This is a genomic window from Bacillus sp. NEB1478, assembly GCF_031582965.1.
Taxonomy (GTDB): domain Bacteria; phylum Bacillota; class Bacilli; order Bacillales; family Fictibacillaceae; genus Fictibacillus.
In genome coordinates, this window is sequence record NZ_CP134049.1 from 742,047 (window position 1) to 757,209 (window position 15,163).

12 protein-coding genes are annotated in these 15,163 nt (G+C 40.3%); 10 read left to right on the top strand and 2 right to left on the bottom strand.

Translation table 11 applies throughout. The features are described from left to right. Positions 1-54 precede the first annotated feature (54 nt). From RGB74_RS03460 to RGB74_RS03480, 5 genes are all read left to right on the top strand, one after another. Positions 55-1,476, top strand: coding sequence for an amino acid permease (locus RGB74_RS03460; protein ID WP_310761604.1), 1,422 nt, complete (start codon positions 55-57; stop codon positions 1,474-1,476). A 127-nt stretch (positions 1,477-1,603) separates the two neighbouring features. Continuing rightward, positions 1,604-2,158 (top strand): ribosome hibernation-promoting factor, HPF/YfiA family, encoded by a 555-nt coding sequence (gene hpf / locus RGB74_RS03465; RefSeq protein ID WP_310761605.1) that lies wholly within the window; start codon positions 1,604-1,606, stop codon positions 2,156-2,158. Positions 2,159-2,312: 154 nt separating this feature from the next. After that, the gene (locus RGB74_RS03470) at positions 2,313-2,789 is read left to right on the top strand and encodes a DinB family protein (protein ID WP_310761606.1); all 477 of its coding nucleotides are present in this window, start codon (positions 2,313-2,315) and stop codon (positions 2,787-2,789) included. 318 nt (positions 2,790-3,107) lie between these two features. After that, on the top strand, positions 3,108-3,767 hold the full coding sequence (locus RGB74_RS03475) for a DUF6198 family protein (RefSeq protein WP_310761607.1): 660 nt from the start codon (positions 3,108-3,110) through the stop codon (positions 3,765-3,767). A 145-nt stretch (positions 3,768-3,912) separates the two neighbouring features. Next, positions 3,913-5,541 (top strand): long-chain fatty acid--CoA ligase, encoded by a 1,629-nt coding sequence (locus tag RGB74_RS03480; RefSeq protein WP_310761608.1) that lies wholly within the window; start codon positions 3,913-3,915, stop codon positions 5,539-5,541. A 100-nt stretch (positions 5,542-5,641) separates the two neighbouring features. Here RGB74_RS03480 and RGB74_RS03485 read toward each other — a convergent pair whose 3' ends face one another. Beyond that, complete coding sequence (locus RGB74_RS03485) at positions 5,642-6,226, bottom strand: flagellar basal body-associated FliL family protein (RefSeq protein ID WP_310761609.1); 585 nt, start codon at positions 6,224-6,226, stop codon at positions 5,642-5,644. A gap of 253 nt (positions 6,227-6,479) precedes the next feature. Here RGB74_RS03485 and secA point away from each other — a divergent pair, with 253 nt between their 5' ends. Together secA and prfB are read left to right on the top strand one after the other, a co-directional pair. Continuing rightward, positions 6,480-8,999: a preprotein translocase subunit SecA gene (gene secA / locus RGB74_RS03490; RefSeq protein WP_310761610.1), complete on the top strand. Its 2,520-nt coding sequence runs from the start codon at positions 6,480-6,482 to the stop codon at positions 8,997-8,999. Between the two features lie 480 nt (positions 9,000-9,479). Next, positions 9,480-10,578 (top strand): peptide chain release factor 2 gene (gene prfB, locus RGB74_RS03495; RefSeq protein ID WP_310761611.1). Its coding sequence is split into 2 segments (ribosomal slippage): positions 9,480-9,542 and positions 9,544-10,578, totalling 1,098 coding nucleotides; the frame shifts between segments, so codons are not numbered across the junction. A 236-nt stretch (positions 10,579-10,814) separates the two neighbouring features. Here the strand turns inward: prfB and RGB74_RS03500 are convergent. Then, on the bottom strand, positions 10,815-11,789 hold the full coding sequence (locus RGB74_RS03500; protein ID WP_310762781.1) for a nuclease-related domain-containing protein: 975 nt from the start codon (positions 11,787-11,789) through the stop codon (positions 10,815-10,817). Between the two features lie 459 nt (positions 11,790-12,248). On the opposite strand from RGB74_RS03500, the gene RGB74_RS03505 reads away from it, so the two are divergent. The 3 genes from RGB74_RS03505 (at position 12,249) to ftsX (ending at position 15,156) form a co-directional block, all read left to right on the top strand. Further along, positions 12,249-13,109 (top strand): YitT family protein, encoded by an 861-nt coding sequence (locus tag RGB74_RS03505; protein WP_310762782.1) that lies wholly within the window; start codon positions 12,249-12,251, stop codon positions 13,107-13,109. A 477-nt stretch (positions 13,110-13,586) separates the two neighbouring features. After that, complete coding sequence (gene ftsE / locus RGB74_RS03510; protein WP_310761612.1) at positions 13,587-14,273, top strand: cell division ATP-binding protein FtsE; 687 nt, start codon at positions 13,587-13,589, stop codon at positions 14,271-14,273. Continuing rightward, complete coding sequence (gene ftsX, locus RGB74_RS03515) at positions 14,263-15,156, top strand: permease-like cell division protein FtsX (RefSeq protein WP_310761613.1); 894 nt, start codon at positions 14,263-14,265, stop codon at positions 15,154-15,156. The genes ftsE and ftsX overlap by 11 nt, the downstream gene beginning before the upstream one ends. The last annotated feature ends 7 nt before the right edge of the window (positions 15,157-15,163 follow it).

Below are 15,163 nucleotides of genomic sequence, written 5' to 3' on the forward strand. Positions count from 1 at the left end.
CTTTTTGTGAAAAATTGGGAGGTAGAGGGTAAGAGTAGAGAAAGGAGGTCAATTATGCATAAAAAGAATGTTACAAAACAAACGGTGTCGGCTGTTCAGCAAAAGAAGATGGAACAAGGGAAATCGCCAAAGCTATCTTGGTGGCAGCTTTCATTGATCGGGGTAGGGAGTGTGATTGGAGCAGGATTTTTCCTCGGGACTGGTCTCTCCATCCATTCTGCTGGTCCTTCTGTGCTTATTGGCTATCTGCTCGCAGGGTTAACTGCCTTTTTTGTATTCCATGCACTGGCTGAAATGACAGTTCGTGATCCGCAAGCTGGCTCATTTCGTACATATGCAGGACAAGCTTTTGGTCACGTGATGGGATTTACGAGCGGGTGGGTGTATTGGATTGCTGGTGTGTTAATCATGTCGAGTGAAGTGACAGCTTTGTCTATTTTTACTCAGTTTTGGTTTCCGTCAGTGCCTCTCTGGATATTTGCGATCATTTATTCGGTGCTGGCTTTGGGTATCAATTTGTTTGGTGTGAAAAAGTTTGGGACCGTTGAATCATTTTTTGCGGTCATTAAATTAGCGACACTAATTATTTTTATAGGGTTTATTGCATTGGTAATTTCGGGAGTGATTCACCCAGGCAAGGAAGTAACTGAAGGCTGGTCATATGCGTTCAAAGACGGTTTATTTACGAATGGTTTTACAGGATTCTGGTCTGCGCTTATTTTTATCTTGTTTTCGTATGGCGGGATTGAAATGCTGGGGGTTTTGTCGAATGAACTTAGGCATCCAAAAGAAATTCCGCTTGCAGGAAGGTCATTAGTATTAGCGCTGACAGTTCTTTATATAGGAAGTATTTTTCTTATACTAAGTGTCGTTTCATGGACAAAAATAAATGAAGAGAAAAGCCCTTTTGTTGAGGCCCTATCCAACTTTCATATACCTTATTTGGATAGTATTTTTAACGTCATTTTAATTTCAGCGGCTTTTTCGACAATGGTAGGCGCGCTGTTCTCGATAACGAGTATTATGATTTCTCTTGCAAAAGATGGAGATGCGCCAGCAAGGCTTGAAAAGAAAAACAAAAAAGGTGTAGCGACAGGTGCCTTGCTCTTAAGTGGAGCAGGTCTTGGTGTGACAGTTATTCTGTCTTTCTTTTTACCGGATACCGTGTATGAATATATGACGACAGCTGCAGGAATTATGCTCATTTTAAACTGGATGATCATATTGGCTTCCCACATCAAAAAGAAAAGACAGCTGGATGATGAAAGTGATTCCAGTTATTTTTCCACACCTTTTGCTTCCTATATTGGAATTTTTTTAATCCTTTTTAGTATAGGCGGTGCTCTTCTTCACCATAATCAGCGTGTCGGCTTTTATATTAGTATAGGATTTGTGGCGATTATTCAGATTGCTTTTCGTGCGGGGAGCCGATTTGGGTACTTTCAAAAGGTTCATAAAAGTGAGGAAGAATATTGATTTATTAAGTTTGTAAAGATTTTGTCGAAATACATTAATAAATTGTCAAAATATTTTAAATGTTACGGAGGAATTCTTTTCGGGTATATCGAAATATATATACATCACCGAAAGGAGGAGTTAAGTTATGCAATTTAACATTCGTGGAGAAAACATCGAGGTGACCGAAGCCATTAGGGCTTACGTAGAGAAGAAGGTAACGAAGCTCACCAAATACTTTAACGAAACTCCAAACTCAGATGTTCATGTTAATTTGAAAGTTTATAACAATGAACAATCAATTGAGGTAACGATACCCATGAAGGGACTCCTGCTTCGCGCAGAAGAGCGTCATACAGATTTATACGCTGCGATCGACCTGGTGGTAGAAAAACTTGAAAGACAAATTCGAAAACATAAAACAAAAGTAAACCGAAAAACTAGAAACAGTGAAGGTGCTAAACACATGTTTGCAACTGGAACAGAGGGTGTATCCACTGCTCTGTTAGATGAAGAAGAAGAATTTGAAATCGTGCGTGAAAAACGCTTTGATTTTAAACCGATGGATACCGAAGAAGCTATTCTTCAAATGGATCTCTTAGGTCATAACTTCTTCGTTTACAATAATGCCGAATCTGGTGAAATGAACGTCGTTTACAAACGTAGAGACGGAAAATACGGCCTTATTGCTGGTGAAGTATAAACTTAAATTAAATATTAATGATGACGGGCACACCCCTTTTTGAGGGGTGTGTTTTTTAAATTGAAAAGATGCTGAGAATTTTATAAAGGAATACTGTAATCTTTGGAGAAAACATTATAGCTAATATTTTTGTGAGTTTTAGGAGGTTTTGAAGGTGAGAAATGAAATTCTTTTAAAACAACTCTCTGCTTTTCGTCACAATACATTAAGCGTAATGGAAGGACTGAACGAAGAGGAAGCAGACTTTATTCCAGACGGCTTCAACAACAACATTCGCTGGAACTTGGGCCACATTTATTTAGATCAATATGATTGGCTCTATCACAAAACGAGAGAAGATAATCCATCACCCAGACATTATCGTGAATTGTTTGGCTACGGTACGAAGCCAGAGGATTGGAAACAGACACCCCCGACACTTTCAGAATTACGCAACCGATTAATGGAACAGGTCGAGCACATTAAGCACGAATTTGGCCATCGTCTCGATCAAGAATTGGACGAACTAACAGAGCTTGGCATGAACAGTTTTGCAGAAGTGCTTCCACGCACGTTTTATCATGAGGGTATTCATGTAGGAACGATCCTAGCGATTCGAAAAGCGATCAACATACAGAAATCTGTTATTTAAAAAGGAGCAAATTCTGCTTCTTTTTAGTTTGGCTTATTCAAAAGTATTTTAAATGGAATTGCCTAAAAAGAAGTTGATTGAAGCGTAAGGTACGAGAATCCTTCGGGAGCAGCGTGACAGGTGAGACCCACAGGTGCATTGCGCCGAGGAGGCTCACCGCACGCCCCGCGGAAAGCAAATATCCTGTAGCGGAAATAAACTTTACCACTTGAAACAAAAAGGAGCAAATTCTGCTCCTTTTTGTGTTTTTTAAAAGTAATAATCTCTGCAAAATTTGTAAAAAAGGAGTATACTTACTAACTGAAAGAAACTTACAGAATGAAAGAAGTGACACCGATGAAACCTCTTCAAGTGAATTTATGGTTTATTTGTTCGATTCTTTTAAATGCTTTAGGAAATAGTTTTATGATAGTAGCCAATCTTGGTAGTGCCCCGTGGACTTCTGCCGGTCAAAACATTGGCTCCATGCTTCCGATATCGATTGGGGTATGCATTATTCTTTTGAACGTATTCTCATTTATTCTTTGTTATTTGCTGAAGGTGCGATTTACTTTGTCCGTTATAATAAAAAGCGTAGCTCTTGCTTTTGTTTTTGGACTATTTATTGATGTGTTTGTTCATTTGCACCATCTCATTTATGTACCGGAAAGCATGCTTTTCAGATGTCTTTATTTATTAATTGGCATCAATTTTGTGGCCATAGCCGTTTGCATTTATTTTCAACTGGATTCTGTTTATCTGCCTTTTGATTATTTGTTGCAGGCTTTTGCAAAATTAAAACAAAGTTATACGGTAGGAACGATCTTTTGCATGTCCATTCCTTTGTCAATCAGTATCTTAATCATTTTATTGCAACATCATTTAATGGGTATCGGAATAGGGACGCTTCTATTTGTTTTCGGAATCGGCTACTTAATCGACCATTACAATAAAAGAATCATATTAAATAAAGTTTCAGACCTCGACCATCGTATGTGATCGAGGTTTTGTTTTTTTACATTTCCATTAAAATCCTCGTCTAAATGTGCATTTCATGGAAGGAATCTGTTATAGGTAAAGGGAACTAGTTGAGAGGAAGCGCTTACAATAATGTATTTGTCTATTAAAAGGAGGAGAAGCAGTCATGATGATGAATGTACCTTTTCGAGTAACAAGTATGCTGGAGCACGCTGAACGGTATTTTGCAAAAAAAGAAGTAACGAGCAGGACAATGTCAGGAATACGTAATTTCACTTACCGTGAAATTGGTGAAAGAACGCGAAGATTATCGAGTGCGTTAAAGCGCCTTGGTGTCCAAAAAGGGGAGCGGGTTGGAACTCTTGCTTGGAACCACCACCGCCATCTCGAAGCGTACTTTGCGATTCCAGGTGTTGAAGCTGTCCTTCACACGATTAATATCCGCCTTTCTCCACAGCATGTTGCCTTTATCATCAATCACGCCGATGATCAGATTTTATTAATCGATCAAGATATCCTGCCTCTTGTAGAACATCTAAAAGACCATATTCCAAACGTAAAAGCCTATATTTTAATGACGGATGAAGACGAACTGCCGCAATCTCCATTACAGCCTTTGTATCATTATGAAAAATTGCTGGAAACAGGTGACCCGGATTATGAATTTCCACAAAATGTGGACGAGAACGATCCGGTAGGGATGTGTTTTTCGTCAGCCACGACTGGTAATCCAAAAGGGGTAACATACACGCATCGTTCAACGGTTCTTCATTCGATGGCACTGGGGCTCGCGGATTGCGGTGCGGTGTCTGAAAGTGATGTCTGCATGCCTGTTGTTCCGATGTTCCATGTTAATGCGTGGGGACTTCCTTATGCAGCAACTTGGTTCGGATCAAAGCAGGTTATGCCAGGGCCACAGTTTACGCCAAAACTTTTAGCAGAATTGATCGAGATGGAGAAGGTAACTGTAACCGCAGGGGTTCCGACCATATGGATGGGATTGCTTCGTGAACTCGAACAAAAAAGTTATGAAACTTCAAGTCTGCGAGCTGTCTTATGCGGAGGATCTGCTGCGCCAAAAGGAATGATCCGAGCATTCCAAGAAAAGCATAACATTCCGTTCATGCATGCATACGGAATGACAGAAACGAGTCCGCTGGTTATTTCAACCCGATTAAAATCGTATCAGACGGACTTGGATGATGAAGCAAAATTAGATATAAAAGCAAAGCAAGGTTACGTTGTTCCAGGTGTTGAAATGAAGGTGCTTGGTGCGAATGGTGAAGTGAAATGGGACGGGAACGAGATGGGTGAGCTGCTGCTCAGATCAAACTGGATCGCGGATGAATATTACAATGACGACCGGACAGAAGGAACGTTCGTTGACGGCTGGCTGCATACGGGTGATGTCGTAACTGTTGATGAAGAGGGATTCGTGAAAATCGTCGACCGTACGAAAGATCTCATCAAAAGCGGTGGTGAGTGGATTTCGTCAGTCGATTTAGAGAATGCGATCATGGCGCATCCGGATGTTTTCGAAGCATCGGTTATAGCGGTTCCTCATCCGGAGTGGCAGGAGCGGCCGCTTGCATGTGTTGTTATAAAAGAAGAAGCAACAGATAAGGTGACGAAAGAAGATATTCTGGAATATTTAAAACCCCAGTTCGTGAAGTGGTGGATTCCAGACGATATTGTGTTCTTGGAAGAGATTCCGAAAACATCAGTAGGGAAATTCCTAAAACGAACATTGCGTGATCAGCTGAAAGATCACTATATGACAACCACAAAATCATAAAGATCGAATTGAAGATCATCTAGATAACAAGTTATCTTTTCTGGTAATGAAAAAAAGCATTGCTCTCAATTATTGAGGGCAGTGCTTTTCTCTTGTTCGATTATTTTTGTGTTTTTTGCCACCATTTATAGGTTTCAGTTACTTCCCAAAAATCGGTTGTCGATTTGTAATCATTTAATGTAATATCCAGGTCATGAAAGATTCGATGAGCCCCTTTTAAAGCATCGATATTCTTTTCATGATAGCCTGCTTCTATCTTATTTATGGCGGTTTCAACATCTTTTTTCAGTGGTCCAGAAACATACGGCAGTATGTCTTGCTGCGTTTCCTGAACCTTGCTTTTCAGTTCTTCAAGATTGCTATTAATTTTATAATTATGCCAATTTCCAAAGCCAAGTTCACTGTTCCAGTATTCATGCATCCTATTTATCCGATGATTTATCTCAGTGACAGGAACTTGGATTGTCGGCTTGTAGATTGCAGTTCCTGTTGATTTTTCAGCGTTTGTGATTTCTTCTTCCGATGGCAGATCTACTTCAGATGTGGATGATGTACCGAATAATGCAAAATATCCCCATGTACCGACTCCTCCGATAAGGAACAAACTCAGTATTACCGTTAGAATGATCGTTTTCTTTTTTTCGCTGCGATTATCTTTCGTTCTTTCCAGATCGGTATGTCCCATTTGAACCTCCTGCATACGTTTCCATTATTTTACCAAAACTTTCACGTTATGTCTGTATTAAACACGTGTTTAAATATTCACTTAATCTCGTTTTTATAAAAATTTACATAAACAGGGATGGGGTTATAGGTTCCGATATAATATCCGATATAAGAATAGTAGCGAAAAGATTTGGCATTTCTTGTGGCTCGAATCACAAACTGGTAGAATAGAAGTGGTATATAATTCTCGAAAACAGGGAGCGTTTATTCGGATGATAAGCATTTTGAAAAAGATTTTTCCAACTTCCAATGATAGGTCGTTAAATAGATACGAGAAAATTGCAGAAAAAGTGGAAGCATTAACTGATGAGTATAAAGCACTCAGTGATGAAGCTTTAGCTCAAAAAACGATCGAATTCAAAGGACGTATCGAAAAAGGAGAGTCACTGGACGATCTTTTGCCAGAGGCGTTTGCGACTGTTCGTGAAGCTTCTGAACGTGTGTTAAAGATGCGCCATTATCCTGTTCAGATCATGGGTGCGGTAGCGCTGCATGAAGGGAATATTGCAGAAATGAAAACCGGTGAAGGTAAAACGCTCGTTGCGACAATGCCGGTTTATTTGAACGCGCTTAGCGGACAAGGTGTTCACGTTGTTACGGTCAACGAATACTTAGCTCGCCGTGACTCCGAAATCATGGGTCCTCTTTACAACTTCCTTGGTCTAGAGGTTGGTTTGAACGTTTCAGACCTTTCAAAAGAAGAAAAGCGTGAAGCGTACGATGCGGATATTACGTATGGTACAAACAATGAGTTCGGTTTCGATTATTTGCGAGACAACATGGTTGTTTATAAGGAACAAATGGTTCAGCGCCGCAACTATGCAATCGTCGATGAAGTCGATTCCATCCTTGTCGATGAAGCACGTACACCGCTCATCATTTCAGGATCTGCGGCAAAGTCAACACAGCTGTATCAAATGGCAAACATGTTCGTGCGCCAGTTGAAAAAGGAAGTAGATTTTACAGTTGATGAAAAAACGAAAAACGTACAGCTGACAGAAGAAGGAATCAATAAAGCAGAGCAAATGTTCAGCATTGATAACCTTTATGATTATCAGCACGTAACACTGAATCACCATATTAATCAAGCGTTAAAAGCGCAAGCAATCATGCATTTGGATGTGGATTATGTCGTTCAAGAAGGCGAAATTGTCATCGTTGATCCGTTCACGGGACGTTTGATGGCTGGCCGCCGCTACAGCGACGGACTTCACCAGGCGATCGAGGCAAAAGAAGGTCTTGAGATCCAGCGTGAAAGTATGACACTTGCGACGATCACGTTCCAAAACTACTTCCGTATGTACAACAAACTTGCTGGTATGACTGGTACTGCGAAAACGGAAGAAGAGGAATTCCGCAACATCTATAACATGGATGTTATCGTGATTCCAACGAACCGTCCGATCGCGCGTGAAGACAGATCAGATCTTATTTATAAAACCATGCAAGGAAAGTTCAAGGCGATCGCTGCTGAAATTGAAGAGCGCCATAAAACGGGACAGCCGATCCTTGTGGGTACGGTTGCCGTTGAAACGTCTGAGTTGCTTTCACAATTATTGAGCAAACGTAAAATTCAGCATAACGTGTTGAATGCGAAAAACCATGAACGTGAAGCAGAGATCATCGAGAACGCTGGTCAGCTTGGCATGGTAACCATCGCGACAAACATGGCTGGCCGTGGTACAGACATCAAGCTTGGCGAAGGTGTTCGTGAAGTTGGCGGCCTTCACATTTTAGGTACAGAGCGTCACGAGTCCCGCCGTATCGATAATCAGCTCCGAGGTCGTGCCGGACGTCAAGGTGACCCTGGTTCATCTCAATTCTACATCTCAATGGAAGATGAACTAATGAGACGTTTCGGTTCTGATAACTTGATGACGATGATGGAGCGTCTCGGAATGGATGAAGACACTCCGATCGAGTCAAAGCTCGTAACAAAAGCGGTAGAATCTGCACAGAAACGAGTGGAAGGTTCGAACTTCGATGCACGTAAACAATTGCTTCAATATGACGATGTTATGCGTCAGCAGCGTGAAATCATCTATGCTCAGCGTCAAGAAGTATTAGATGCTGAAAATTTAAGCAGCATCGTATTGCGTATGATCGATTCAACGATTGAACGCATCGTAACGGTTCACACGCCTGATGCAGAAGTTCAGGAAGAGTGGGACATCAAAGAAATCGTGGATTATGTGAACGCGGTTATGTTCACCGAATCTGCCTTTACTGAAAAAGATCTGTTCGGTCTTGACCGTGAAGAGATTTTAGAGAGGATTCAAGAGAAAGTTCATGCAGCATTTGCTGAGAAAGAGAAGATGATGCCCGCTGAACAAATGGCTGAGTTTGAAAAAGCAGTCATCCTTCGTTCTGTTGACAGCAAGTGGATGGATCATATCGACCAAATGGAGCAGCTTCGCCAAGGTATTCACCTTCGTGCATATGGCCAAGTAGATCCGTTGCGTGAATATCAATTTGAAGGCTTTGAAATGTTCGAAGCGATGATCGCAGCGATCGAAGAAGAAGTCACAACGTATATTTTAAAAGCGCAAGTCGAGGAAAATCAAAATATGCAGCGTGAACAAGTGGCTGAAGGTAAAGCGGTCGTTCCTAGCGATAAGCAGGAAACGAAAAAGAAGCCAGCACGCAAGAAGCAGGACATCAAGCGTAATGCACCTTGTCCGTGCGGTAGCGGTAAAAAATACAAGCAATGTCACGGGGCAGATGTCGAATAATTCGTGATCACAATAAAAGTGAAGGGAGTCTCTTCAGGGGCTCTCTTTACTGCGTTTATACTATCCGATAGCATTAACTTGTGGCAGGGAAATATTCTACGCAGATACAAGTTAAAGTTAATAGTATAAGTGCAATTAAGGCTGACAGAAAAGGGTTGGCGTCAGCCAAGTTTTCTTTACACTATCAGAAAGTATAACTTGTTAACTGGGGGATATTCGACGCAGATACAAGTTAAAGTCGATAGTATAAGTGCAACTAAGGCTGACAGAAAGGCTTTGTGTCAGCCGAGTTTTCTTTACACTATCAGAAAGTATAACTTGTTAACTAGGGGATATTCGACGTAGATACAAGTTAAAGTCGATAGTATAAGTGCAACTAAGGCTGACAGAAAGGCGTCAGCCGAGTTTTCTTTATGATAAACCGTCCAAATGCCGCATATGTTAAAAAGCGGTGACAATAATAATAGAGGTGCAGAGACTATGGATTTAGTAGAAGTGAAACAGGAACTGAACATTATTGAAAAACGAATCAACGACTTTAGGGGGTCTCTTTGACCTCGATACAAAAAAAGCCCGCATTGCTGAACTAGATGAGCAAATGAGTGCCCCGACATTTTGGGATGACCAAAATGCTGCGCAAGTTGTCATTAATGAAGCAAACGGATTGAAAGAACAAGTAAATGAATTTGAAGATCTCGCTTCTTCATATGATGACTTGGAAGTCGCTCACGAGCTAGTGAAGGAAGAGCCGGACGCTGATCTGCAAAAAGAACTTGTAAAAGACTTAAAACAGCTTATCACTAACTTAAATGATTTCGAACTTCAGTTATTGCTGAACGAACCTTACGATAAAAACAACGCGATCCTGGAACTTCATCCTGGTGCTGGCGGTACAGAATCCCAGGACTGGGCATCCATGCTGCTTCGTATGTACACGCGTTATGCAGAGCGCCAAGGCTATAAAGTGGAAACTCTCGATTATCTGCCTGGTGACGAAGCGGGTGTGAAATCGGTAACGCTGAGCATTAAAGGACATAACGCTTACGGCTATTTGAAGGCTGAAAAAGGTGTTCACCGTCTTGTGCGTATTTCACCGTTTGATTCATCAGGCCGCCGTCACACATCATTCGTTTCATGTGAAGTAATGCCGGAGATTAATGATGACTCTGAAATTGAGATTCGAACTGAAGATTTAAAAATTGATACGTATCGTGCGTCAGGCGCTGGCGGTCAGCACGTTAACACGACTGACTCAGCTGTTCGGATGACACACATTCCGACAAACACGGTTGTTTCTTGCCAAACCGAGCGTTCACAGATCAAAAACCGCGAGCGTGCCATGAAAATGATGATGGCAAAACTCGTACAGCGCCGTTTAGAAGAACAGCAAGCTCAACTGAATGAAATCCGCGGTGAACAAAAAGAAATCGGATGGGGAAGCCAGATTCGTTCATACGTCTTCCACCCATACAGCCTCGTAAAAGATCACCGTACGAACACCGAAGTCGGTAACGTACAATCCGTCATGGACGGCGAAATCACACCATTCATCGATTCATACTTGAGATCAAAGCTATAAGATAAGATTAGATTCGGAGAACCCCCGGGCGGCTGCTCGGGGGTTTTTTATTGTGATTGGGGAAGGGATGTCGGGTTTTGTAGGTTCGTGTTTATGTAGGATGAAAGTGTGGGAATGTCAGGAAAAAGTGTGGGATTTCTTGAGAAAAGTCTGGATATAACCAAAAAAAGTCTGACATTCCAACTCAAAATTGTGAGATTAGCAAAAGAATTAACCATCCTAATACCCTTATTTAGCTATTCATCGCTGATTAATGAATCTAAATGATAAATGCGAGATTTTGTTGAACCCGTATAAGGAAATTTTAGTGATTTAAGTAAGTGATAGGTTTTACTGCGGGATGTTAATTTTAAAAACTCTTTACATTCGTTGTTTGAAATTGTTGATGAAATTAATAGAGCATAGTCCGACAATGCTGCAATATGTTCCTTTTTTAAAGAAGTATTACAAATGGCGCACTTCCAATTGGTCCTAATGTATTCCATCGTTTGCGTTTCACATATGGGGCATAGCACTCCATTTATTATTTGTTTTTGATCAATTCCATATTTTTTTATTAAGTTAGGATCATAGGGTTCATTGTATTTTTTTAATGTTCTTACCATTTTTTTGATCTCTTTGGGAGAGTAATTTTGTTTTGAATATTTATGATAATATTCGTTAATTTTCTCTGATAATACAGGACTTTTTATGACCATTTCTAATGCATCATAATAATTTGGCGAACTTTCAATATGTGCTTTAGGGTGTGTGAACACTACTAGGGATTCGATGGGAATCGAGGGGAGTTTACTCATTTCCATGATTTTAGAAAGGTGGAAAACTTGGCGCTTGACTTGTTGGATAGGGCAATCAAAAATGTCTTTTTTACCATCTATAGTTCTTATTAGTTGTTTATAATCCCCATCAAAATAAAGGTGGCCGGAATAATTTTTTACTTCTAAAACTAGACAAAAATGTGGATTTAACAGAAGTGTATCTATTTGAAAAAAGTAATCCATATGAAAAATCCTGATATTAGGTAGGATAATAAATTCATGTTGAGGTAAATATCGATAAAAATAGTTTAGAGATGTTTCTCCCCTTATTCCAGATTGAAAAATACCTAATTGTTCTACGATTCGTGCTCTCTTTGGATGAGAGGGTAAAAGTCTCCGAGTTAGAGCTTCATATTTTTTAATATAGGTGGGAGAATTCGATTGTTTTTTTATGAAAAAACCTCCTTATTGTTTATTTCTTTATTTTGAACACCTTTTAAACAAACTTCAAAAGACGAAATTAGAAAAGCAACTCCAAATGAGGTGTTAATTCCACAAAAATGTACTGGATACTCAGAGAAATTATATCTATAGACACAAAAAATTTGAGTAATCTCACACTTCTTTCTCAAATAACCACGAACCGACATCGATAGACAAATTTCGACCCGTGGCACCTAACCCTACATCCATTCAAACGATCGAACTGCCGCCAGTTCGTCCAATTAAACCATTCAAACGATCGAACTGCCCGCCAGTTCGCACCTATTCTCATCCACACTGCCCCTTCACTCCATCACCGCGGCACTAGGCTCTCGTTTACAAGGTTATACTATGCTTGTTATACTTTTTTCGTTTGAAAAAATATTCCTTATGAAAGTTTGAGGGTTACTTGCAGCTATGATGATGGCAATCAGAAAAAGACGCGGGTTTTTACATCCGACAGTACAAATCGTTTTAGAGTATTTATATGTAATCATTGGTTCAGGCCTTGTGGCGCTGGCATTCTCCGTATTCCTGCTTCCAAATCAGATTGCGTCCGGCGGAGTTAGCGGGATCTCGACCATTTTATATGGACTTTTCCACTGGAAGCCTTCCTACGTGCAGTGGAGCCTTAACATACCTCTCTTTTTTGCAGGACTATTTTTCCTCGGAAGACAGTTCGGTGCAAAAACACTTGTGGGGACGCTCGTCATCCCACTTTTTGTTCTCATATTTGAACCATGGGGTGCTGCCACACAAGACCCGCTTTTAGGTGCTATCTTTGGCGGTCTTGGAGTAGGAACAGGTCTCGGGATCGTATTCCGTGGTAAAGCATCGACTGGCGGAGTGGACCTTCTCGCGCAGATCGCTCATAAATATATTGGGATGTCACTTGGAACGATCATCATGTTCATTGACGGTACAATCGTACTGACATCAGCACTTATTTTTGGAATTGAACAAGCACTTTACGCACTAATCGCTATGTTTATTACGGCCAAAACGATCGATGTCGTTCAGATCGGTCTTGGAACATCGAAAATGGCGCTGATCATATCTGACCATGAGGACGAACTTCGTCAAGGGATTCTGACTCATATTTATCGCGGTGTGACGAAAATTAACGCGTTTGGGGGCTATACACAAGACGAGCGTCCGATGTTGATGGTTGTCGTGGCGCAATATGAAGTTACAAAACTTAAACAATATGTAGAAAGTATTGATCCTTCCGCATTCGTAATCGTTGTGAACGCGAATGAAGTATTAGGAGAGGGTTTCAAACGTAGTTAGCTTCTACACCAAAAGAACAATAGGAACCAGTCGCACATTAAAAGTTGACTGGTTTTTTTAATTTGTTATAGTACTTATTGCCTGCGAATGATGTATACAGTCTATTTTCAGCTGACTTTTCCGGTAAAAACAACCTTATATACAGTAAAAAGATCTTAATTTCACATTCAATGGTCGCCTTTTCATGAGTAATGTCGAAAACTTTACCTGCAGGTTTTTTCTGATAATGCAGGATTAGAGCGAATTTTGTCGTAAATTTTCAAGTACATCCACAATAAAACATGACCATGGTCCCTTGTTCTAAGAATATGAAACATAACTGTAATAAAATTGTCAGTACGAGATGTTATAATAGGTATTGCGGTTAAATTTTGACAATAATCGAGCTTATGTCGAATAATCATTAATTTAAAAAATAAATTGTACTTGTTGATTGATAAGGGAAATATTTATGGGGTAGTAAGGAAGTGATTTTGCTTGATAGAAATGATTGATGTGTGGAAAACGTATCCGAACGGTGTAATGGCACTTAACGGTATCGATGTCCATATCGAAAAAGGTGAATTTGTTTATGTGGTAGGACCCAGTGGAGCAGGGAAGTCCACTTTTATCAAATGTATGTTCCGTGAAGAAAAGCCAACTCAAGGATCCATTATTATTAATGGGACAAACCTTACAAAAATAAAAGAAAGACAGATTCCAAAAGTAAGAAGAAAGATTGGTGTTGTGTTCCAGGACTTTAAGCTTTTACCGCGATTGACGGTATTTGAAAACGTAGCGTTTGCGCTTGAAGTTATTGAAGAATCACCAAAAGTAATCCGCGAGCGGGTTATGGAAGTTCTTGACCTCGTAAGTTTGAAAAATAAAGCCCGAATGTTTCCGGACGAACTATCTGGAGGAGAACAGCAGCGTGTTTCGATTGCTCGTTCCATCGTAAATCACCCGCCGGTTATTATTGCGGATGAGCCGACAGGAAACCTGGATCCAGAAACAGCGTGGGAAATCATGGACATTTTCAAAGAAATTAATGACCGTGGAACGACTGTTGTTATGGCAACCCACAATAAAGAAATCGTTAATACAATCACAAAGCGCGTAATTGCCATCGAAGGCGGCCGAATTGTACGTGATGAGGCGAAGGGGGATTACGGCTATGAAGTTTAGAACATTGAAGCGTCATTTTGTAGAAGCATTTAAAAGTATGGGACGAAACGGCTGGATGTCTTTCGCTTCCATTAGTGCCGTAACGGTTACTTTGCTTTTAGTCAGTGTATTTCTGGCGATTTTATTGAACATTAATTACATTGCAACTCAAATAGAAGATGATGTACAAATTCGTGCTTACATTGAACGAACAGAAAAACCTGAAAACTATACAGCTTACAAAAAACAGCTTGAACAAATTGATAAAGTAAAAACAGTAGAATTCCAGTCAAAAGAACAAGGATTGGATGAATTGATTAAGAGTCTAGGAGACGAAGGAAAAGTATTCTCTTCATTAAAGAAAGAAAATCCTTTGCGTGATGCTTATATCATCCAGACTGACAAACCTCAAGATACAGCAGAGGTTGCAAAAGAAGTTGATAAAATGAAGTTTGTAAACAAGGTAGAGTATGGACAAGGAACAGTCGAAAAACTGTTTAAAGTTACAGATACAGCTCGTAATGTTGGTATTTTCCTTGTGCTAGGACTCGTGTTCACTGCGATGTTCCTAATCTCTAACACGATCAAGCTTACGATTGTATCTCGCCGCCGTGAGATTGAGATTATGAAGCTCGTTGGTGCAACCAATGGATTTATCCGCTGGCCGTTCTTTATTGAAGGATTTGCATTAGGTGTATGTGGTGCCCTCCTTCCTATTATTGTAATCGCAGTAGGATATCATGCTATTTTTGATATAGTCAATCAGAAGTTAGGGACTGTGTTTATCGAGCTATTGCCAGTCACACCTCTTATTCCGCAGTTGTCCATTTTGATGCTGCTAGTAGGTGGAGTGATCGGTGTTTGGGGAAGCTTAACATCTGTCCGTAAGTTCTTGAAAATATAGCAACTGG

What these genes read in the sequence shown, in the direction of transcription:
- RGB74_RS03460 (WP_310761604.1), top strand. Translation starts at nt 55, where the DNA reads ATGCATAAAAAGAATGTTACAAAACAAACGGTGTCGGCTGTTCAGCAA.
- hpf (WP_310761605.1), top strand. Translation starts at nt 1,604, where the DNA reads ATGCAATTTAACATTCGTGGAGAAAACATCGAGGTGACCGAAGCCATT.
- RGB74_RS03475 (WP_310761607.1), top strand. Translation starts at nt 3,108, where the DNA reads ATGAAAGAAGTGACACCGATGAAACCTCTTCAAGTGAATTTATGGTTT.
- RGB74_RS03480 (WP_310761608.1), top strand. Translation starts at nt 3,913, where the DNA reads ATGATGATGAATGTACCTTTTCGAGTAACAAGTATGCTGGAGCACGCT.
- RGB74_RS03485 (WP_310761609.1), bottom strand. Translation starts at nt 6,226, where the DNA reads ATGGGACATACCGATCTGGAAAGAACGAAAGATAATCGCAGCGAAAAA.
- secA (WP_310761610.1), top strand. Translation starts at nt 6,480, where the DNA reads ATGATAAGCATTTTGAAAAAGATTTTTCCAACTTCCAATGATAGGTCG.
- ftsX (WP_310761613.1), top strand. Translation starts at nt 14,263, where the DNA reads ATGAAGTTTAGAACATTGAAGCGTCATTTTGTAGAAGCATTTAAAAGT.